Consider the following 21,219-nt stretch of genomic DNA (forward strand, 5'->3'; position numbering starts at 1 on the left):
CAGGGAGTCATATTATGCCGTTGCGTATCCGCACCTTTCTGCCGTCACTGGCGATATTCCTGCAGCCACTTGCTGCCCATGCCGACCTGCCGGATATGGAAGATCCTTCCCGTGGCAAGGGCGAGGGCATTATGGAGACCCTGCAGAACTACGGGTATGACATTGTTGTCCTGATGTCGCTGGCGATTTGTGCCGTCGGGTTTCTGGTGGTCGCCAACAGCTGCATTGGCACCTATGCCGAGATCCAGAACGGCAGAAAACAGTGGAAAGATTTGGGTGCGATGGCGGGTGTCGGTGCCATTCTGTTGGTGATCACCATCTGGCTGCTGACCGAAGCCGGGGACATTCTGTAATGACGATAACCATTGAGTTTCTGCCCGACCGTCTGAACCGTGAGCCCGTGGTGTTTCGCGGGATGACCACCACGGAGCTGCTGCTGGTCTTCCTCTGCGGATTTTTCGCCGGTCTGCTGGGCGGTATTTTCCCGGCGCTCGCCCTGCATATCTGGGCGCTGATCCCAACCGGCGCGCTGGTCGGCGCAACGCTGTGCGTGCTGGCAGGTGGTCGCTCTATGTCACGTCTCAAACGGGGTCGCCCGGACACCTGGCTGTACCAGAGCCTCAGCGCCTTTCTGGCCCGCCGGGGGCTGGGCGATCCCCGCCAGGTTCAGCGCAGCGCCGTCTGGACAATCCGCAGGAGTGAAAAATGATGAGCCCGTTTAAGCACGCCCTGGCCGCGAGGGATGCGCATATCATCACACTGCGTCTGGCGCTGGGCATAATGGCGGTCATTATCCTGGCGCTCGGGTACGGCTGGTATCGCGCGCCTCAGCACCTCACCATTCATATTCCCCCCGATTTACGCCACGGCAGCACCCGCCCCTGGTGGGACATTCCGCCCGGCGATATCTACGCGTTCACCTTTTACATTTTTCAGCAACTGAACCGCTGGCCCACTAACGGCGATGATGATTACCCACAAAACATCGCCCGGCTGCGCGCGTATCTGACCCCGGCCTGCCAGGCCCGGCTGAACCAGGACTGGCAGCAGCGTAAGGACCGGGGTGAACTGCGCGAACGGGTGCGCGGCGTCTATGAAATCCCCGGACGGGGCTTTAAACCGGAGCGGGTGGCGGTGTTAAGCCGCGACAGCTGGACGGTGACGCTGGATTTAAGCGTGGATGAATACTACCAGGCAGAGCCCGTCAAGCGGGCGCTGGTGCGCTATCCGGTGAGCGTGGTGCGTTTTGATATCGACCCGGAGAAAAACCCCTGGGGGCTGGCCCTCGACTGCTTTGCCGGTACGCCCCAGAGACTGGAAGCCGCCACACCGGAGACCACACCATGAAAATCCCCACAGTGTTGCCGTATCTGTTTTCTCTGCTCTTTATCACTGACGCCAGCGCCACAACGCTAATGCAGTGGGAGCGTCTTCCCCTGCCGGTTGCGCTGCATGTCGGCCACGAGCGGGTGGTGATGGTGAACAAAAATGTCCGCGTCGGCTATCCCGCCGGGCTGGACGGAAAGCTGCGCATTCAGAGCAGCGGCGGCACGGTCTACCTGAAAGCCAGCGAGCCCTTTCCCGATGCCCGCCTGCAACTGAAAGATATGGACTCAGGCGCGTTGATCCTGCTGGACGTCAGCGCCAGCGACGGTGAGGCGCTCGAACCGGTTGAGCTGCGCTACGATAACGCCGTCTACGGCAATGATGCCACGGACCACCCGGCTCAGGAGCCTGACGACACACCGCCCGTGACCGCACTTCCCCTCGCGCCCGCGCCGGTGGCGCTGACCCGCTATGCCGCCCAGATGCTGTATGCGCCGCTGCGCACGGTAGAGCCCCTGGCGGGCGTTCGCGAGGTGTCGCCCCGGTTACCCGACAGCATCACCACCCTGCTGCCAGGAGAGCCGGTCAGCGCCACACCACTGGGGGCCTGGCAGCTTGCCGGGGATACCGTCACCGCCATCCGCCTGCAGAATCAGGGCGCACAGCGGATTACTCTGGATCCCCGGTCGCTGCAGGGCGACTTTTACGCCGCCACCTTTCAGCACCCGTGGCTGGGTGCCAGCGGTTCACCGGAAGACACCACGGTGGTGTATCTGGTGACCCGGGGAGTCCGGGCCGACCGCGCCATTCTGCCGGAGCCCCAAAACACGGAGAAACGCTAATGCAGATAAAATCCAGTCGTTTGCTGACGCTGCTGCTCCCGCTGGTACTGCTGGCAACCACCTTTATCATCCTGAAAACCTGCTCTGCGCCCACGGGAAAAAAGCCGGTGCGTGCCGATACGGTAGCCGATCTCAGCAGCGACGAGCTGAAAGCGCTGGGCATTGACGGCGATACGCCTGCTGATACGGTTGCCACGCTGGTCGGTCAGATGAAACAGTACCGTGAAGAGGTGGCTACGCTGCATAAGGACAGCGCCATCCTCGTTCAGGAAAACCAGCGGCTGCGCCAGCGCGATCAGAGCGTGGAAAAGCGCATCAACGCCGCCATCCACCACGAGCGGGAAAATTTCAGCAGCGAACTGCAACAACAGCAGACCACGCTGCTGGATAACTTCCAGCAAAAGCTGGATCAACTGACCCGCAAACCGTCAGGCGCTGACGGTGAGATACCGGTCGGTCTGGGTCTGGAGGGAGAAAGCCCGCCTGCCGGAGCCGTTCGCTGGGTGGAGCCCGATGATGCCATGACGGTCGATCCCCGCCATCCGCGCGGCAGTGACATTCAGTTTCCCCGCCAGTTTGGCCGAGCACAAGAGACCACGGCAGGCCCGCCGGAGACAACCTCCACCAGAGTGACAGGTAAAACAACACCGGAGGATGACGCCACGCCCGTCTACACCCTGCCGGAAAACAGCACGCTTATCGGCTCGGTGGCGATGACCGCCCTGCTGGGGCGCGTGCCGATCAACGGCACAGTCAGTGACCCTTATCCGTTCAAAATCCTGATTGGGCATGACAATCTGATCGCCAACGGCATCGAACTGCCGGATGTCGAAAGCGCGGTGATGTCCGGGACGGCATCGGGCGACTGGACGCTGTCGTGCGTGCGCGGCAACGTGCATTCCATCACCTTTATTTTTCAGGACGGGACGGTGCGCACGCTGCCACAGCAGAGCGACAGCAGCGATAACAGCGGTAAATCACAGGACCCCACGATTGGCTGGCTCTCCGACCCGCAGGGGCTGCCCTGTATTCCCGGTGAGCGCAAAACCAACGCCGGGGAATATCTCTCTTCTCAGTTTTTGCTGGCGGGATCGGCGGCTGCCGCCGACGCCTTTGCTAACGGCGAGACCACCACCACCGTCGAAGACGGCTCCATTACCTCCGCCGTCACCGGCAGTAACGGCCAGTATGTGCTGGGTCAGGCGCTGGGGGGCGGGCTGAAAGAGTCCGCAGACTGGTTCAAACAACGCTACGGGCAGATGTTTGACGCGATTTACGTCAAACCCGGCCAGGCCGTCGCCGTTCATATCACCCGCCAGTTACGCATCGATTATGAATCTCACGGGCGCAAAGTGACGTACCCCACCGCCACCCCACACGCCGGAGGACTGGACTGATGAACAGAATGATAATTTTTTCAGCGCTGGCAGCGCTCCTGCTCGCGGGCTGCTCCACATCCCAGGAGACGCTGCTGCCGGTGGATGCGAATACCAGCATGATGACGCTCTGGAACCAGCGCGGCGGTAGCACGCAGGCGCTGACGGAACAGCGCAGCCAGCTTCGCAGACCACTGAATGACCCGGCGGCGTTAACCCGCCAGCAGCAGGGCTATACCCGCAGTGCCGCCGGTGAAATTCAGTCGCAGTTTGTGCGCCTGCCGGACCCCGATATGGTGATGTATATCTTCCCGCACCTTACGGGCGACGATGCCGTCCCGGTTCCGGGCTATTCCACGGTGTTCCCGTTTTATACCCGGGTGCAGTACGCCATGCCCGGCGAACGGGTGGAGGATTTGTGATGATACACCCCACACCGGCACGCCCCCGCAGTGGCAGGCTGACTCAGCGGGAGATGGACGCGATGTACCAGAAAGGCCCGTCATTCGCCGACCTGCTGCCGTGGGTGGAATATCAGCCGGACAGTCAGACGCTGTTGCTGGATGACGGTCGCTCAGTCGGTGCGGTGTATGAGGTCACGCCCGTGGGTACCGAAGGCCGTTCCCGGCCGTATCTGGTGCAGATCCGCGATACGGTTAAAGACGCCCTGCAGGACACCTTTGAAGAACGGGATCGCAACCCGTGGGTGGTGCAGTTTTACTGCCAGAACGAGGACGATCTGTCCGGGTATCTGGATACGCTGCGCCGCTATGTCGCCCCGTCTGCGCAGGGAGCTGCCTTCAGCGAGGCCTGGCTCGGCGAGATGGCGCGCCACCTGCGGGGCATTTCAACACCTGGCGGGCTGTTTTTCGACGATGTGGTGACGCAGACCCCGTGGCGGGGCCAGCGGCAGTGTACCCGAATGGTGATTTATCGCCGATCGGACAGCGGGGATGACACCCGTTCGGGTTCCCTCCCGGCAGAGGAGATCCTCAACAACGCCTGCGCGCGCCTGTGCCAGGCGCTGGCCGGGGCCGGGCTGACGGCGCGGCGGCTGTCTGAAACGGCGCTGCGCCACTGGCTGGTTCGCTGGTTTAATCCTGCGCCACCCGGCGATTCCGCGCAGGCGTTTTACCACACGGTCACGCAACCCGATGTTCCTGAGGAGAACACACCGCCGGTCCTCACCGATTTTGCCGAATCACTGCTGTTCAGCGAGCCGGTCTCCGATGCCGCGCAGGGATGCTGGTACTTTGATAACCGTCCCCACTGTGCGGTGGTCGTGGACCGGCTGCGTAAAGCCCCGCAAATCGGCCATCTGACGGGTGAATACCGTAAGGGCGACAGCATTAATACCCTGTTCGATCTGCTCCCGGAGTCCACCACCATGGCACTGACGCTGGTGGTCAGTCCGCAGGATCGTCTGGAAGCGCATCTGAACCGGCTGGCAAACCGCGCCATCGGTGAAAATACCGAGTCGGAATACACCCGCCGGGACTGCCGTGAGGTGAAAAGCTTTCTGAAAGACGGGCATAAGATGTACCGCTCTTCACTGGTTTTCTACCTGTCAGCCGCAGATATCGCCACCCTGAATAAACAGCGCCGCCAGCTTAACAGCGTGCTGCTCAATGCCGGGCTGGCCCCGGTGCAGGAGGAGAATGACGTTGCACCGCTGGGTAACTGGCTGCGCTGGCTGCCGATGAGCTTTGATCCTGCCCGCGACAAACGCCAGCTGTATACCCGGTTTAACTTTGTTCAGCACATTGCCAGCCTGCTGCCGGTATTTGGCCGGGAAACCGGCACCGGACACCCGGGAATCAGCTATTTTAACCGGGGCGGCGCACCGCTGGATTTTGATCCGCTCAACAAGGAGGACCGCAGCAAAAACGCCCACCTGCTGCTGTTGGGACCGACCGGAGCCGGTAAATCCGCCACCCTCAACGGCAAGATTGCCCAGCTCATGGCGCTGCACCGCCCGCGCCTGTTCATCATTGAGGCCGGGAACAGCTTCGGCCTGATGGCGGATTACGCGAAGCGCCACGGTCTGACGGTGAACAAAATCAGCCTGAAGCCGGGCAGCGGCGTGACTTTGCCGCTGTTTGCCGATGCCTGGCGTCTGGTGGAGCAGGCTGCAAGCGCCGATATTCCTGATGACGAAGAACAGGCTGAGCAGGACGGCGATGACCAGCGCGATATATTGGGTGAGATGGAGATTACTGCCCGGCTGATGATCACCGGCGGTGAAGCGAAGGAAGACGCAAGGCTAACCCGCCCCGACCGGGCGATGATCCGCCGGGCGATTTTATCTGCGGCTGAGCAATGTTATCAGGAAAAACGCCAGACGCTGACCCGGGATGTCCGTGACGCGCTGTTTGCCCTGTCCGCTGACACCACGCTGCCGGAAAACCGCCGCGCCCGTGCGTATGAGATGGCGGAATCCATGCACCTGTTTTGTATCGGATTTGAAGGGGAGCTGTTCAACCGCAAAGGACAGGCGTGGCCGGATGCGGATATCACGCTGGTGGATCTCGCCACTTTCGCCCGCGAAGGGTACGAGGCCCAGCTGGCAATCAGCTATATCTCGCTGATTAACCATATCAACAACCTCAGCGAGCGCACCCAGCACCAGTCCCGCGCCATTGTCAATATCACCGACGAGGCGCATATCATCACCGTCAACCCGCTGCTGGCGCGCTTTCTGACGAAAGGCTCCAAGATGTGGCGTAAGCTGGGGATCTGGCTGTGGCTGGCGACACAAAACCTGGCGGATTTCCCGGACGATGCGAAAAAGCTGCTGAATATGATCGAATGGTGGGAGCTGCTGGTGATGCCGCCGGAAGAGGTGGAGCAACTGAAGCGGTTTAAGACGCTGACGCCGGAGCAGGAACAACTGCTACTGTCGGCCAGTAAATCGCCGGGCAAGTATACCGAGGGCGTGGTGCTGGCGAGCAAGATTGAAGCGCTGTTTCGGGTGGTGCCGCCGGGGCTGTATCTGGCGCTGGGGATGACGGAAAAGCATGAAAAAGCGGAGCGAGCGCAACTGATGCGCAAGTTCGGGGTCGGTGAACTGGATGCGGCGATTATGGTGGCGCGGGAACTGGACAGGCAACGGGGACTAAAGTTGCCTGTATAATCTCAGGCCGCAACTATACTGTTGCGGCTTCGATACCTTACCGGCCAGCACGCCTGATGCGCCCATATGTACGAAGATCTTCTTTATGCCATCGCCATAAATATGGCCACTGTATCGAGATAATGACGAGCGCGGCATAAACAACAAACCACGGATGACTGAATTTTGATGGATCACCGCCGGTGATCACAAAAGTGAAGGAGGCAATAAACAACGAATACGCCAGAATATGCAGCAATTTCTGCCCACGACTCAGAGCCTCATACTCCATTGACAGCAGACAACCTGTCGCTCCCAGAACAGATAATTTACGCAATTTCGCTTTAAACGGAATATCCATACCCTCACCCCTTGCTTAAATCTTACCGGAGACATCTTACACCTGTAATGGCAGGATTCAGATTAACGATATGAAAAGAAAAGTAAAAAATGAAATATCAGGCAGGAGTGTGGGTATCCCTAGCATAAATATATTCGCCCCCCTTCTGCGTCAATATATCCACCTCATGAGGGACTTCTTCCAGCAATTCCAGAAGATAAAGCTCCATCAGCGCTTCGCCAATAGTCTCCGGATATTCGTCAAGAAACAGATCGAACGCTTTCTCTGGCAGAGGCTCTCCGGCCTGAACCCGGTGTTCACCGACAACACGCATGATTTCCTGCGCCAGGGGGTTAAGTAACATATCGTGGTTCCTGATATCTGTTATCGTCAGCCAGACGTGACGCCTGGTATTCTACCGCCAGAACGTACGCAGAAAAATCCCTCTCACGCATATTCAGTTGTTTACTGTCCTCCCCGCGCCAGCAGCGTTAAATCCGGTATCTGGCTCACTCACCGGGGAATGCAATGCAACGCACTCTTTTTTTACTGTTACTGCCATTTTTCTTCGCCGCTGCCCCGCCAACGCTGGCCCAGACCGTGATTTACACCACGGCACAACATCCGGTAAAAACGCCGGAACCGGGCGTACTGGTTTTCCGGCTGGATGAGGCTGCACAACTGGAGCAATCGCTGTTTCCCCACCTGTCGGATAACCCGGAACAGGCGGAGCAGCAGGCCCGGCGCATGATGCAACTGCCGGACAGGAAAAGCCGCGAAGCGCAGCTGACTGGCGCGTATCAGGCACTTATCGCCGCCTGGTCTGCCGGAGTCGCCAAAACTCCCGCCATCGTGTTTGACGATCGTTATGTAGTGTACGGCACCACCGATATTGCGCTGGCGCAGCAGTTGCTCAGTAAATGGCGGGAGCAGCGACCATGAATTCTTCCCGCCTGCTTTTCCCCCTTCTGCTGGCAACACTACCGGCACAGGCGCTAAATACGGCGCAGATTATTGCCTCTTCGCTGTCTGCTGACTGCCTGCACTATCGCATCGTCGGGATTTGTTACTGGCTGTACTGCACGCCCTTTGGCTGTTCGGTCAGAACCTCCGTTAAGGTGAAGCACAATTTACCCGAGCTGGTCGTCTCCGCGTATGCCGTACCAGGCCATAACCCTTGGCAGGAGATGGCGTTTATCGGCAGCCCCATCCCCGGCGTGGCAGAAGAAGGCAGCGATACCAATCCCCGAGAGGGAAATCCGAAGACCAAAATTCGCTTTAAAAACGCGGATGCTTTTGGTCATCCGGGCGGTGAGACGTTTTATAAATTTCTGAGCGGCTTTGGCTACAGCTGCCACAGCCCGGCAGTGGCGTTTCAGCCCTACTTCGTCAGTACGTTTGATGCCGCCGCCTGGCGTACCGGCATCCCGGAAAGTTTTTACCCCGAGGCGCTGACGCCCGGGTTACGGGAGGTCGGCCAGACCGGCGACCTGTGGGGCAATGTTTATCCCCGGGCCGGCGCGCTGGGGCAGACTCACGACTATAAAGCCGGGGCCGTTATCGCGCAGCGTAGCGCCGATATCGTGACCCGCACCGGTCAGCCACACGTCTATCTGCCGCTGACTGCATCACCCCGGGACGGCTACTGGCCGCCCGATCCGGTGCAGGAGAACCAGCCGGATAACCACGGCTGGCAGATGCTCTCCCCCGCAATGAGCCCGCAGTGCATCACCTTTCCCGACCGGAGCCCCGAAGGCGCTTACGCCGACAGACTTTCGGATACGGGTGACTACGCCTGGACGCTCTGGCGGCCCTACAGCTGTTGCCAGCGGCGGGGCCAGACCTTTTTAGGCAGTACCGGAGGCTGACTGATGACACGTTATCTGTTTTCCCTGCTGATAACCGGCACGCTTTGCGTATCGCTGCCCGCCCTGGCGGATAACGGTATTCCACAGACCCGCGGCGCAATTGCCGACACCCTCTACTACCAGATTGGCGGCGGTGCGGCACTGACGCCCGCTGCCAGCCGACGAAATACGTCGCTTATCAATGTCGGCGTGGGCTGGAGTTCAGACCTGATGTGCGGCAACTTTGATATCAACACCACCGTCAAAAATCAGCTTAACGGCGTGACGGATGGCTTTCAGGATCTGATGGGCGAGGTTATCGAAAACGCCACATCCGCCGTTGCCAGCCTGCCCGCGATGGTGATCCAGCGCGCCAATCCGCAACTCTACGATCTGCTGACCAACGGCGTTCTCCAGGGTCGGCTGGATTTTGATAAGTCACAGCTGAGCTGTAAAAACATGGCGCAGAAAATGACCGATTATGCGTACAACGCCGCCTGGACTCAGGCGGCAAAAGCGGAGAACTACCAGAGTATCGTCGCCGGGGAACCGGATGCGGTACGCGCCGAGCAGGAGGCCAGCAAAGCTGCCGCTAAAAACGGCAAACGCTGGGTGGGCGGCGAGCAACGCGGCGGCCAGGGACAACCACCCATCAGAGTGATCACCGATACCACCACCGCTGGCTACAACATTCTGAACAGCCGCAGCGTTACCGACGACAGCACAGTTTCAGATACCGCCTGTGAAGGGGAGCTGTGCCATCTGTGGCCCTCCCCTGGCGACGCCGCGCAATGGATGACCCGGGTAATTGGCGAGCAGAACATCAATGTATCGCCGGAAAATGACGCCTCCGGCAGCAGCAGTAACCGCAGCGGCGCACAGTCGGGCACCGGGCTGATGCCGCTGATTGACGAGGAGCAGGAAAAAATCGCCCAGGCGCTGAACGACCTGGTCAACGGCAACCTGAAGCCCACAACGGAGAATCTGGCAAAAGCCAGCGGCGGTCAGATCCGGTTAACCCGGGGGGTGGTGGAGGCGCTGAGGGACGATCCGGATGCCGCAGTCCTGGCGGAGCGGCTGTCGGGCGAGATGGCAATTGCCCGGGTGATGGAGCAGGCGCTCACGGCCCGGCGCACCCTGCTGGCAGGGATGCGCGAACCCAATATTGCCACAGAAAAGGAGGCGCAGTCGCAGTTAAATCAGGCCACGATGCAGCTGGACAGAGAGCTGGATCAGCTGCGTCTGGAGCTGGAAATGCGCCAGTCGCTGACCAGCAATACCGGCAGCACCATTCTGCAGCGCAAAATTCAGCGCGACACCACCCGGGGCCAGGCCATCGGCGTGGAGGATGACGGGGATGCGCGGGTTAACGGGCTTCATCAGGATCAGACGAAGGAGTAAACCATGCGACGCCGCGTAAAAAACATCCTTACCCTGATACTGGTGCTGCTGCTTGTCGCCGCCATCACTGGTTTATCCGTCCGGTTTGCCGGGCAGACGCTCTACTGGCGGGAAACACTGAAACAAGCCCGCATCGCTCTGCTCATCTGGCGGCTGTGTCTGTACGGCCTGATGGCCGGTTTGTGGCTGTCGCTGCGCCGGCGCTGGCTGAAGCAGGCTCCGGCGCGTCTTCCGGCACTGAACCGGATGGCGGTCTGGTCGGTCGCCCTGCTGTTGCTCGGCGAGATAAGCAACGGGCTACAGGAAGGAGATACCCCATGACCGCCCACAGCTACCTGGAATATGCCCTCACCCTGCTGGGCTGGCTGATTAATAACGGGATCTGGAACACCCTCACCACCACCGGGCTGTTTGCCCTGCCGCTGCTGATTAAGCTGGTCGCCGCCTGGCTTAAGGCCCGTGAGCAGGGTGTGGACGAAGGCAATACCGGGGCGCTCACCGTCGCCTGGATGGAGAACGTGGTGTACATGGCGATGGTCGTTATTATGTTCACCTGCGTGCCGCTGCTGAATGTCGATATCACGACGATGAAATTTGATATGACGCGCTCGAAGCAGTGCAATATCTCGCTGGCGCAGCCCGATGATACCGGCTACAAACCGCTGATCAATGAGGTGAGCGGCAAAACCGCCGCCATCCCGGTGTGGTGGTATCTGGTGCATACCCTGTCGAAAGGGCTGGTCAATGCGGCCACAGCCTCCCTGCCCTGTCAGCCCGACCTGCGGCAAATTCGCTTTGAGGTACAGCACACCCGGCTGTCCGACCCGGTGCTGGGGCAGGAGTTACAGGATTTTGTCCAGTCCTGCTATGCCCCGTCGCTGGCGCGCCTCAAGCAGCACACCACCGGCCTGTCGCAGGAGGAAACTGACGATATCGCCTGGATTGGTTCGTCGTATTTTTTGTCGCAGCCCGGCTATTACGATACGGATCGCGCTTACTCGCCCCGCTCTCAGTGGCCTTACGATGAGGACAGGGATGCCGGGCTCGTCGATACCGGCAACGGCGGCTATCCCACCTGTAAACAGTGGTGGTCTGATACCGACATCGGGTTAAAGCCCCGGGTGCTGGCGCTGGTAAAAACGGATATCTGGCAGGCGCTGCAGAAACTGAGCTACAGCCAGGCCGGGTATGAAGAGGCGGTACTGCGTTCGGTGGTCAGCCAGCGCAATATGGAAGTGTCGCAGTCCGGGCGGGTGTATCCCGGCTTCGGGGGCAATATCGACACCACCGTGATGAACCAGATAACCCGTAATGGTGCCACAGCGGGCCATGCCCTTGCCTCGCTGGTGGCGTTTCCGGCCTTTGACTCGCTACGCCAGGCGCTGCCGATGGTGCAGGCGGTGCTGCTGATGGCGCTGGTGATTTGCCTGCCGCTGGTCACCCTGTTTTCAGCCTATAACGTGAGAGTGGTACTGACGCTGACCTTCGCCCAGTTTGCGCTGATGTTTTTAACCTTCTGGTGGGAGCTGGCCCGCTGGCTGGACGGCTCACTGCTGAGTTTGCTGTACGACAGCGATACCCACAGCTACTGGAATATGGCGGGGATTCAGAATACCCAGGACGATCTTATTATGATGTTTGTCACCGGCACGCTGTTTATCGTGCTGCCGGGCTTCTGGTTCGCGGCGGTCAGTTGGGCGGGAATACAGCTGGGAGGCGCGCTGGATGGCGCATTACGTAGCGGGACTGCGGATATCAAGAATGCCGGAGGTAAGGCACGGGAACTTATGATACAGCTGGCGGGAAAGCTGGTGGGATCGGGTGGGGGGTAAAAGGCTGATGGGGTTAATCTATATTGACTCAGGATTGAACTGGTAGCAATCTGCATTTGGCCACGGCTTAACCTACCGGACTGTTATGAGCGAGGAGCGGAAGTCCGGAGGCCTTCTAACAAGCCTCGCTGTGAGGACATAATTTGTTTACGGGCGTGAGGTCAGTCCAGTTACTGCTTTGTGTTCTACCCAAACATATAAATATTTAGTCCTTAGGTTATATCGATTGAGGGTGTCAAGTTAATTTGTCAACTCTCATTTATCTCCTGTTAAGGCTCGATAGGAATGTCTAGTCCCTGGCTCATTAGAAATGACTATCTAATTTTCGGTTAAGGTTACGTCATAACTATGAGGGTGATATCATGCTTAGCCTTTTTTCTTTAAATTATTGCAGGATTACTTATGAGTGATAACTTTCCCTTTGCTATTTTTAACGTCAGGTTTTCCCCCTTGAATGATAGAAATGGGATCAGCAAAAAAATTCTAAAGCATAATTTCGGAATCGAGATTAAAAAAGGTGAATGCTCTTATTTCAACCTCATAAATGTACTCGGAAGACTAATAAAACCAAAAAAAAAGACATGTTCATATATCAACGAAATTAAGTTTCCCAAAAGAGAATGAGAGGGGTTTTCGTAAGCTAATCCAAAAAATGGAAAGTGGAGAGAATATAAACTCACATCTTAGTAAATCAATATATAGTACAAATAAAAATGATGGCATGTTATTAGACTTTGGCCTTCATCATTTTCATTTAGGTGAAAAATTAGAATCAAAAAAGAAACAAAATAATAATTCAAAAAATGATTTTATTGAAAGAACTGGCGCTCTACTTGTCGCATTGGTCAGAGATGATGATATTTATTGTTTAGGTATTTTTGACCATGGGGATGATTTATGGGTTGACACTGATTTCATTGAAATAATACATGCTGAGTGGTCTCATGTTTTAGATGAAAATCGAATCAATTCGGTCACTTCTGTATACCCAGAACCAAATAGTATAGATAGGAAAAAATATAGAGAGAGTAAATTTAACACAATAGTTCAGGTTAGTGATGGAACGTACTATCAAATGCTTGGTGATGGGTTTAATGCTGCAGGGAGTAGTGCATTAGCTGGGATGAAACTTGCCAATAACAATCTTATTATTTCATTGCTTGAGCATTATGTCCCATCAAGAATAGTTAAGATGATTATTGGTTATTCATTTATCTCTGATAAAGGACCAGTACACCTAAAATTATTAACCATACCTCACATCACTCAAAACATTATCTTTCATGAAGATACCGGAGATTTTTATATTATGGGCTTTGACTATAGAGAAGAAGGAAAGTTTATTGATGCGTGGGTGAAATACTACAATTTAAGGTATTTATCAGAAAATGCTGTCTACCATGAAAACTTCGCTCTAAGCCATGTTGCAGCTATAGTGATAGCGGCTACAAAATGTTTTAAAAATACCAGTCGTAGCTTGGCATCGTGATGCATCAACCGGTTGAATCCATCGGTTCAAGCCCGGCTTACCTTTGTATCTGTGCATTGAACGCGAGTGTTTGTAATTGCACCTCTCTGAATACCATAGTGACGCTAGTTCGGGAGCAACGATATTCATACCTGTGCAGAATATTGAGTTGTTCAGAAACCCGCTGCACGAAAAAAGATATGGCTATGGTCGCCCGGAAATTGTGAAGCAGGGCTGGGGAGATATTCTGGGAGTCTACGACCCGTTTCGAAACCGATTTCGATTGTGTCAAAGCTGATTTATTCTTCTTGATACGAAGGGGATTGCCATTGGCACTCCCTCCCTTTTTTCATACGAACGTTATGTCCGCTCCTGGCACTGAGCAGACTGTCGGTGATGTAGCGTTTAGTGCTGAATTTACATTCAAGATTGTTGCGGTACTGGCTCACACTGTAGCGGATACCTATCCTGCTCAGTTCCATCACCGGACGCACGGCGTAAACCCATTCTGTTGTTCCGTCAAGACCCGATAGTCCAGCATTGTGAGGGGCTACTATGCAGTAGAGTCCCTCACAATGCTGGGGGAGCAACCCGTCGGCAGCATGATGTATTCCGGGGGGAGATTTTCATTAAAAGGCCACCACCCAAAAGGCCGGTAAGGGTAATGGTTTTTAAGGGTAACAGGCTTACCCCAAAAGGCCGCCAACGCCCCCCCACCAAACCACACAAAAGCCATACCCCCGCTGAAATATCCTGCATTCATGAAAACCCGCTTTGCTGAAAAACCGCTTTCATGAACAATTTTTTCTCCGGCATTTGAATTGATTACAGCCCCGTGACGGGATTCAGAACAGGATAGCGCCGACAGCAGAACGCCTGCTTTCCCGCTTTCCTCTTTTCATGAATGCCTCACGGAGAATCGCCATTATGATTATCAGCTTCATCAGCCAGAAAGGTGGCGTCAGCCGCTCAACGCTTGCCCGCGCCACCGCCGTGGAACTGGCCCGCGCCGGGCAGCAGACGCTGCTTGCCGATCTCGACAGCCAGCAGCAAACCAGCGCAAAGTGGGCCGAGCGCCGCGACCATGCCAGTATTCACCCCGCCGTTGAGACCGCCGTTTACCGCCGACACAGCGTGGCGCTGAAAGCCGCCAGCCAGTACGCCTGCCTGATTATCGATACCCGCCCATTTGTGGATATCTCCTCTTTTGATATCGCCCAACACTCCAGCCTGGTGGTAATTGCCACCGGTACCGCGCTGGACGACCTGGAGCCCTCGCTGCTGCTGGGACGGGAACTGCTGCACCGGGGTATCCCGCTCAGAAAGATACTGTATGTGATTTGCAAAGCGCCCACGGGGGCCGAAGCCCGATCGGCCATGCAGACCATCAGCGCATGGCAGTTTCGCTGCGTCAAATCGTATCTGCGATTTAAGGCCGGTTACAGCCTGGCGCTGGATGCCGGTCAGTCAATTACCGAAACCCGCTGGCCCTCCCTTAACCGCCATGCCGAAAATATTATCCGCGAAATCTGTACCCGCGCGGAAGCCGTCGCCTGAATCAGGAAAGCATGAATGCAGGAAACACGGCTTTCATGAGATCAACTCCGCCAGCCAGAGGACAACCATGGTCAGAAAATCGCCGCCAAAACTCAGTCCGGAGAAAACGCCGCCCCTGAATGTCACCACAACACAACATGACGCGGGTGGCGTTAAAGCGATCCAGATCCGCATCGATCCGGCCCTGCACCGGGAGATCAAAGCCTGCGCAGCAGAGGAGGGAAAATCGATAACGGCGCTGCTGCTGGAAGCCTGGCGGCTCTACCGACAGCTTCATCAATAGCGTCATGAATGACGGCATTCATGAAAGCATGACCCACACCAGAGGAATACAGGATGCGTAGCTGGTTCAGCCGCCACAAAAAATCCCGGCCTGCTGCAGACACTGCGCCAACGGATGCTGGCTGGTTGCGGCCAGTATCCGCAGAAAGTCTGCTCAGTACACCATTACGACAACGGCTGCTGCATACCCTCTGGCAGCGCACTGCCCTGCCCCGGTCTTTATTTGATGAGCTGTATCAGCAACCGGTAACCCGTTTCGCGCAACTGGTGCAGCAGTTACCGGCCTCGGAGAGTCATCATCATGCCTATCCTGGCGGTCTGCTGGATCATACGCTGGAAGTGATGGCCTTTGCCGCTCAGATGCGCCAGAGCCATCTGTTGCCGCCTGATTCACCGCCGGAAGATCAGGCCAGAGAGACTGAGGCCTGGACGGCGGCGGTCATTTATGCTGCCCTGCTGCATGACTGCGGGAAAATCGTGACCGATATGGAGATTGTGACCGATGACGGGCAACGCTGGTATCCGTGGCAGGGGGCGCTGACCCGCCCGTACCACCTGAAATTTCGCGCATCCCGCGATTACCACCTGCATCCGGTGGCGGGCAGCCTGCTGTGCCAGCAAATCCTCTCCGCCGCCTTAAGCTGGCTGGCGCAGTATCCGGCGTTGTTCAGCACCCTGCTGTACTGCATCAGCGGTCATTACGATAAAGCCGGTGTTCCCGGCGAACTGGTACAGAATGCCGACCGGGCGTCGGTGGCGCAGAATCTGGGCGGCGATGCCCGCCGTGCGCTGGCCCGCCCCAAAACCTCACTGGCCGGGCAAATCACCACCGCCGTGCGCGAACTGGTCAGAGCCTCGTTTACGCTCAACAATACGGCATCGGGATCGGATGGCTGGTTTACCGGCGATGCGCTGTGGCTTATCAGCAAAACCAGCGCCGATAAAATCCGCGCCTGGCTGCTGCAGCATGGTATCGCAGGGATCCCGGACAGCAACAGCCGGTTATTTGATGAGATGCAGGGCTGTGGGTTGATTGTGCCAACGCCGGATGACAAGGCCGTCTGGCACTGTGATATCGCGGCTCACGGCGGCTGGACGCCCGGCACACCGCTGACGCTGCTGCGTTTTTCTCCGGCCCTGGTCTGGCCCGATACCGACAACCGCCCGGCGGTATTTGCAGGAACCGTGACGCCTGCCAGTAAATCACTTACACCGGAAGCCCCTGCACTACCTGCAGCCACAACAACGCCAGTTCACGAAAACAGTAGCGAGGAGCCGGATGCATTTGCGTATTTACCGTTCTGCAATCCGGGATCACCGCGACGGGCAACAACGATGAAAAAAGCCCTTCGTGCTGAAAATATCTCACAGGATGCAGCAACTAAGGATAGTCCTGCCCCCACCAGTGACCATACCGTGGCGCTGAACACATCTCTGTCAGCCAGCGGTTTTGTTGACTGGCTCAGGCAGGCGCTGGCAGAGCATCGTCTTGTGGTGAACGATACGCTGGCGCGCGTGCATATGGTGGAGGGAGCGGCGTTTCTGGTATCGCCGGAGATTTTTAAGCTGTATATCAAATCCACCACCGGGGAAACCGGCGGTGAGTGGCGTCGACTTCAGAAAGAGTTCCAGAAGCTAAAACTGCACCGTCGCGGTGACGACGGCATCAATATCTGGACGATTGAGGTTCGCGGTCCCCGGAAGGTACGTAAAGTAAAAGGGTTTTTGCTGGATAATCCGCAGGAGATTTTTGGCCCGACGGTGCCAGAAGATAATCCGTATCTGTCAGTAATGCAGTAGCAGATCATCGCCACAACTATTAATTGTTGTAGCGTTCGACATTCTCAACACACAACTTAACCTCCTCCAGAAGTTGCTTCAGCAATTGGCTTCTTTTCCCAATGGGCAAAAATTTAAAAAGGTTAAGAAGCAATTCTGTATCTCTGAGCATTCCCTCGTCTTTGTTGCTTGTACCTGAGTCTCGAACTTTTGTATCATCCTCACCAAGTAACCATGAGGCTTTTCTACCTGTTGCCAGCGCTATTTTTTGTAATGTTGCTGATCTGGGTCGAGCTTTACCACTGAGATATTTTCTAATTGTCGTTTCGGTGATGCCACATTTACGAGCAAAGGATGAGTTACTCTCTCCCTGCATAGCCTCCGCCAGACGGGATTGGAACGAATTCGTGCGATCGACTTCTGAATTTATTTCTTCACTTCTCGTCATAAAACCACCAGAACAGCAACCATCCAATTTCAAATGAGCCCAAAACAACGAACTCGACCAAAAGATCGAATTTCGCTTTACTCTCGAACTTTTGTTATGTAGAGTTAAGTTGATTCAATTGCAGACAACCCACACTGCAAACCTGACCCCCGAGCATCGCATAATCAGGGCGAAATTGCCACGCTTTCGCTCGCCCTGAAAACGGCGTCGCCCGCACAAAAACATAATGAAAACAGTACCAACACCAGAGGAGTACCCGGAAGAGACAATGTTATCACCCTGTATCACCTTTCGCGGAGCCGCAGACCGTTAAGCCAGCCCTGCCGTTATAGCCGTCCGGTAAGTCTGTGCGCTCCGCATACTTTTTACCCGGAGGACAATCTTATGCGGATGGTCAGCCTCGCTGAGGCTTTTGTTCAGCATTTCCCGGCAACAGGAAACCACACCCTTCTCCTGCGCTTTACCCGGACGGCGATCCGCCGCCCCTCTACAGGAGAGTCAGCATGTCGGTAGTCACTGTAGACTGCGGTACCACCAACACCCGGGTGCGGGTCTGGCGTAATAACACTGTTGTGGCGCAGGCCTGCGAGCCTGTTGGCGTCCGTGATACTGCCCGGACGGGAAGCCACGCGACTTTAGCGGCGGGGGTTCGCCATGCGCTGACGCAGGCTATGGCGCAGGCCGGAAATGATTTAACCGGTGACTGCCTTATTGTCGCCTCGGGGATGATAACCTCTGATGCCGGGTTATGCCCGCTTCCTCATCTGTGTGCGCCGGTCTCCCTGGCTGACCTGGCACAGGCGACGGTGGTTCAGGACATGCCATATATCACGCCTCATCCCGTCTGGTTTATCCCTGGCGTGAAAAATGCGCTGGCGGATATCAGCGCCGACAATATCGGGATGATGGATGTGATGCGTGGCGAGGAGGTGGAGACCTTCGGCCTGCTCGCATTACACAGCATTTCCGGCCCGGCGGTGATTATTCTGCCCGGCTCGCACACCAAATTCGTCCGTATTGACTGCGAGCAGCGTATCACCGCCTGCGCCACCAGTATGACCGGCGAACTGCTCGATTTGCTGACCCGTCAGTCCCTGCTGGCGGCATCGCTGGAGAGCCGGTTTACCCGCAGCCCGGATACCGGTTATCTGCTTAAAGGTGCACAGGCCAGTCGTGAGAGTGGTTTCGCCCGCGCCTGCTTTTCCGTCCGGCTACTGGATTTGTTTACTGATGCCACCCACGACCAGAAAGCGGGCTGGCTGCTGGGGGCTACGCTCAGCACCGATATTCAGACTCTGAAAAACAGCCCGGCGCTGGCAATGACACCGGATACCCGCCTCGTTATCTGTGGCAAACCGCCGCTGGCGCAGGCCCTGGCGACGCTGATTGACGCCGACCCGTTCTTTACCGTCGCCCCGTTGCTGATTGCAGAGGATGCGCAGACCCCGCTCTCCGGTGTGGGCGCGATGGCCGTGCTCAGACACATCCCCGCCCTTACTGACGCGCTGTGCCGTGCCACAGGAGATGCTTTATGACGCTGAATTTGTCCATTCCTCTCATTGCCATTCTGCGCGGTATCACGCCGCAGGAAGCTAACATTCATATCCCGCTGCTGATTGAGGCAGGCTTTCAGGCGATTGAAATTCCGCTCAACTCCCCCGGCTGGGAAATCAGCCTCGCCCGGGCTGCTGAGCAGTATGGCGACCGCGTGCTTATCGGCGGCGGCACCGTACTGTATCCCGGTCAGGTGGAACATCTGATGGCGCTGGGCTGCCGTCTGGTGGTTACCCCCAGTACCTGCCCGGAGGTGATTCACCGGGCGCTGGACTGCCGGATGCAGGTACTACCCGGCTGCCTCACCCCCACTGAGGCGTTCACCGCCATCGACGCCGGAGCACAGGATATCAAGCTGTTTCCGGCGGGTATCTTCGGCCCCGCGTATATCCGGGCGCTGAAGGCGGTGCTGCCTGCGTCAGTGTCGTTGTATGCCGTCGGCGGCATTACCCCGGACAACCTCGGCGAGTATCTGGCGGCAGGCTGTCGGGGCGTCGCCCCCGGTAACAGTCTCTGGTTGCCGGGCCAGACACCGGAGCAAACGCAGACCATGGCGCAGGCATTTATCGCTGCATACCGGGCGTTTACTGCTGACACACAGCAAAGTGAGGGGCAGGTATGAAAACTGACTGGCTGTTTAAACACGCCACCGTGATGGATGGCTCCGGCACGGCGGCGTATATCGCCGATGTGGCGGTCTGCGGCGACCGTATCACCGGCATTGCCCCGGTGATAAAGGCGAACGCGCAAAACGTGGTGGACTGCCGTGGCCGGATACTGACGCCGGGCTTTATCGACGTCCATACCCATGATGACCTGACCGTCATCAAGCGCCCGGATTACATCGAAAAAACCTCTCAGGGCGTCACCAGCGTGATTGCCGGTAACTGCGGCATCAGCGCTGCCTGCGCGGTGGTTAAAGACGTCGTTCCCGACCCACTCGGGCTGTTGGGCGGGCGGGATGAATTTTGCTACCCGGATTTTGTGAGCTACCGGAATGCCGTGAATGCCGCCACGCCGTCGGTTAACGTCGCCTCTCTGGTCGGCCACACCACCCTGCGCAACACCTGTATGGACACGCTGGACGGCCCGGCCACGGCAGCGCAAACCGCCGCCATGCAGCACCGGCTGCGCCAGGCGCTGGAGCAGGGCGCGCTGGGGCTGAGCACCGGCCTGTCGTATGCCAGCGCCGTGAATGCCTCCACGGAAGAAGTCTGCGCGCTGGCCGGGCTGCTGACGGAATGCGGGGGGCTTTACGCCACCCACCTGCGCACCGAATACGACAGTATTACTGACGCTATGAAAGAGGCGTTTCATATCGGGCGTCACGCGGGTGTCCCGGTACAAATCTCGCACCTGAAATGCGCCGGGGAGAAAAACTGGGGCCGGAGCGGCGAAATACTGTCGTTCATGGAGCGCCATCAGCAGCACCAGGATATCAGCTGCGACGCCTACCCTTACCGCGCCGGTTCGTCGTGCCTCGACCTGAAGCAGGTGACTGCCGATTACGACATTCTTGTCACCTGGTCATCACCGCACCCGGATATGGCGGGTAAAACACTGCAGGACATCGCCGCACTGTGGCACACCGGGCTACATGACGCCGCCGCCCGGCTGCTGCCCGCCGGAGCCATCTATTTTCAGATGGATGAGGAGGATGTCCGGCGCGTGCTGGCGCACCCCGCCACTATGGTGGGTTCTGACGGTCTGCCCTGCGACCCGAATCCGCACCCGCGCCTGTGGGGCACCTTTCCCCGCATCCTGGGGTTTTACGCCCGGGATGAACGGTTGTTTCCGCTGACCACCGCCATTCACAAAATGACTGGCCTGTCCGCCACGCGCTTCGGGCTGGCACAGCGCGGCTTCATCCGGGAAGGTTTCTTTGCCGACCTGGTGGTGTTTGACCCGGAGACCCTTCGCGACACCGCCACCTTCCCGGTCCCGAAGCAGCAGGCGGAAGGTATTGACCTTGTGCTGGTCAACGGCGTGCTGACCTTTCACGAGGGGCAGATGACCGGCCACCGGGCAGGCAGGTTCCTGAGCAGAATGTCTTAA

Annotated in this window: 23 protein-coding genes; 20 read left to right on the forward strand and 3 right to left on the reverse strand. The window is 57.3% G+C overall.

All coding sequences use genetic code 11. The annotated features are described in order from the left end of the window. Nucleotides 1-14: 14 nt before the first annotated feature. Genes WB371_RS19195 through WB371_RS19225 form a run of 7 tightly spaced genes read left to right on the forward strand, consistent with a single transcriptional unit; the run spans nt 15 to nt 6,677 of the window. Nucleotides 15-353: a TIGR03745 family integrating conjugative element membrane protein gene (locus tag WB371_RS19195; RefSeq protein WP_336221634.1), complete on the forward strand. Its 339-nt coding sequence runs from the start codon at nt 15-17 to the stop codon at nt 351-353. Beyond that, entirely contained in the window at nt 353-709 is a 357-nt protein-coding gene (locus tag WB371_RS19200) for a TIGR03750 family conjugal transfer protein (protein WP_336221635.1), read from the forward strand. The genes WB371_RS19195 and WB371_RS19200 overlap by 1 nt, the downstream gene beginning before the upstream one ends. After that, a complete protein-coding gene (locus WB371_RS19205; protein WP_336221676.1) occupies nt 709-1,347 on the forward strand; it encodes a PFL_4703 family integrating conjugative element protein in 639 nt (212 codons plus the stop codon). Before WB371_RS19200 ends, WB371_RS19205 begins: the two co-directional genes overlap by 1 nt. After that, the gene (locus WB371_RS19210) at nt 1,344-2,168 is read left to right on the forward strand and encodes a TIGR03749 family integrating conjugative element protein (RefSeq protein ID WP_336221636.1); all 825 of its coding nucleotides are present in this window, start codon (nt 1,344-1,346) and stop codon (nt 2,166-2,168) included. Before WB371_RS19205 ends, WB371_RS19210 begins: the two co-directional genes overlap by 4 nt. Further along, nucleotides 2,168-3,565: a TIGR03752 family integrating conjugative element protein gene (locus tag WB371_RS19215; protein WP_336221638.1), complete on the forward strand. Its 1,398-nt coding sequence runs from the start codon at nt 2,168-2,170 to the stop codon at nt 3,563-3,565. Before WB371_RS19210 ends, WB371_RS19215 begins: the two co-directional genes overlap by 1 nt. Next, complete coding sequence (locus tag WB371_RS19220) at nt 3,562-3,966, forward strand: TIGR03751 family conjugal transfer lipoprotein (protein ID WP_336221677.1); 405 nt, start codon at nt 3,562-3,564, stop codon at nt 3,964-3,966. Before WB371_RS19215 ends, WB371_RS19220 begins: the two co-directional genes overlap by 4 nt. Further along, a complete protein-coding gene (locus tag WB371_RS19225) occupies nt 3,966-6,677 on the forward strand; it encodes a conjugative transfer ATPase (protein ID WP_336221639.1) in 2,712 nt (903 codons plus the stop codon). The genes WB371_RS19220 and WB371_RS19225 overlap by 1 nt, the downstream gene beginning before the upstream one ends. A gap of 37 nt (nt 6,678-6,714) precedes the next feature. Here the strand turns inward: WB371_RS19225 and WB371_RS19230 are convergent, their stop codons facing one another. Together WB371_RS19230 and WB371_RS19235 are read right to left on the reverse strand one after the other, a co-directional pair. After that, complete coding sequence (locus tag WB371_RS19230) at nt 6,715-7,017, reverse strand: hypothetical protein (RefSeq protein WP_336221640.1); 303 nt, start codon at nt 7,015-7,017, stop codon at nt 6,715-6,717. Between the two features lie 97 nt (nt 7,018-7,114). Beyond that, entirely contained in the window at nt 7,115-7,360 is a 246-nt protein-coding gene (locus WB371_RS19235; protein ID WP_336221641.1) for a hypothetical protein, read from the reverse strand. A gap of 164 nt (nt 7,361-7,524) precedes the next feature. Here WB371_RS19235 and WB371_RS19240 point away from each other — a divergent pair, with 164 nt between their 5' ends. The 10 genes from WB371_RS19240 to mobH all read left to right on the forward strand — a co-directional run bounded on the left by WB371_RS19240 (nt 7,525) and on the right by mobH (nt 17,183). After that, nucleotides 7,525-7,938, forward strand: a complete 414-nt coding sequence (locus tag WB371_RS19240; RefSeq protein WP_336221642.1) for a TIGR03757 family integrating conjugative element protein — start codon at nt 7,525-7,527, stop codon at nt 7,936-7,938. Further along, a complete protein-coding gene (locus WB371_RS19245) occupies nt 7,935-8,864 on the forward strand; it encodes a TIGR03756 family integrating conjugative element protein (RefSeq protein ID WP_336221643.1) in 930 nt (309 codons plus the stop codon). The genes WB371_RS19240 and WB371_RS19245 overlap by 4 nt, the downstream gene beginning before the upstream one ends. A 3-nt stretch (nt 8,865-8,867) precedes the next feature. Further along, nucleotides 8,868-10,244, forward strand: a complete 1,377-nt coding sequence (locus WB371_RS19250; RefSeq protein WP_336221644.1) for an integrating conjugative element protein — start codon at nt 8,868-8,870, stop codon at nt 10,242-10,244. 3 nt (nt 10,245-10,247) lie between these two features. Next, nucleotides 10,248-10,565 carry a hypothetical protein gene (locus WB371_RS19255; RefSeq protein WP_336221645.1) on the forward strand — a complete coding sequence of 106 codons (318 nt, stop codon included), beginning with the start codon at nt 10,248-10,250 and terminating at the stop codon, nt 10,563-10,565. Further along, entirely contained in the window at nt 10,562-12,076 is a 1,515-nt protein-coding gene (locus tag WB371_RS19260) for a conjugal transfer protein TraG N-terminal domain-containing protein (protein ID WP_336221646.1), read from the forward strand. The genes WB371_RS19255 and WB371_RS19260 overlap by 4 nt, the downstream gene beginning before the upstream one ends. A gap of 652 nt (nt 12,077-12,728) precedes the next feature. Then, complete coding sequence (locus tag WB371_RS19265; RefSeq protein ID WP_336221647.1) at nt 12,729-13,565, forward strand: hypothetical protein; 837 nt, start codon at nt 12,729-12,731, stop codon at nt 13,563-13,565. A 76-nt stretch (nt 13,566-13,641) separates the two neighbouring features. Next, nucleotides 13,642-13,842, forward strand: coding sequence for a glyoxalase superfamily protein (locus WB371_RS19270; RefSeq protein ID WP_336221648.1), 201 nt, complete (start codon nt 13,642-13,644; stop codon nt 13,840-13,842). A 629-nt stretch (nt 13,843-14,471) separates the two neighbouring features. Beyond that, a complete protein-coding gene (locus WB371_RS19275) occupies nt 14,472-15,101 on the forward strand; it encodes a ParA family protein (protein WP_336221649.1) in 630 nt (209 codons plus the stop codon). A gap of 67 nt (nt 15,102-15,168) precedes the next feature. Continuing rightward, nucleotides 15,169-15,384 carry a toxin-antitoxin system HicB family antitoxin gene (locus WB371_RS19280; RefSeq protein ID WP_336221650.1) on the forward strand — a complete coding sequence of 72 codons (216 nt, stop codon included), beginning with the start codon at nt 15,169-15,171 and terminating at the stop codon, nt 15,382-15,384. 53 nt (nt 15,385-15,437) lie between these two features. Next, nucleotides 15,438-17,183 carry a MobH family relaxase gene (gene mobH / locus WB371_RS19285; RefSeq protein ID WP_336221651.1) on the forward strand — a complete coding sequence of 582 codons (1,746 nt, stop codon included), beginning with the start codon at nt 15,438-15,440 and terminating at the stop codon, nt 17,181-17,183. 19 nt (nt 17,184-17,202) lie between these two features. Here mobH and WB371_RS19290 read toward each other — a convergent pair whose 3' ends face one another. Further along, entirely contained in the window at nt 17,203-17,610 is a 408-nt protein-coding gene (locus tag WB371_RS19290; RefSeq protein ID WP_336221652.1) for a helix-turn-helix transcriptional regulator, read from the reverse strand. 503 nt (nt 17,611-18,113) lie between these two features. On the opposite strand from WB371_RS19290, the gene WB371_RS19295 reads away from it, so the two are divergent. The 3 genes from WB371_RS19295 to WB371_RS19305 are packed head-to-tail and all read left to right on the forward strand — an operon-like array spanning nt 18,114 to nt 21,219. Further along, nucleotides 18,114-19,145: a 2-dehydro-3-deoxygalactonokinase gene (locus tag WB371_RS19295; RefSeq protein ID WP_336221653.1), complete on the forward strand. Its 1,032-nt coding sequence runs from the start codon at nt 18,114-18,116 to the stop codon at nt 19,143-19,145. Further along, the gene (locus WB371_RS19300; RefSeq protein WP_336221654.1) at nt 19,142-19,786 is read left to right on the forward strand and encodes a 2-dehydro-3-deoxy-6-phosphogalactonate aldolase; all 645 of its coding nucleotides are present in this window, start codon (nt 19,142-19,144) and stop codon (nt 19,784-19,786) included. Before WB371_RS19295 ends, WB371_RS19300 begins: the two co-directional genes overlap by 4 nt. Beyond that, on the forward strand, nt 19,783-21,219 hold the full coding sequence (locus WB371_RS19305; RefSeq protein ID WP_336221655.1) for a D-aminoacylase: 1,437 nt from the start codon (nt 19,783-19,785) through the stop codon (nt 21,217-21,219). Before WB371_RS19300 ends, WB371_RS19305 begins: the two co-directional genes overlap by 4 nt.

The sequence above is a fragment of the Citrobacter amalonaticus genome (genome assembly GCF_037053465.1).
In the GTDB taxonomy this organism is placed as follows: domain Bacteria; phylum Pseudomonadota; class Gammaproteobacteria; order Enterobacterales; family Enterobacteriaceae; genus Citrobacter_A; species Citrobacter_A amalonaticus_H.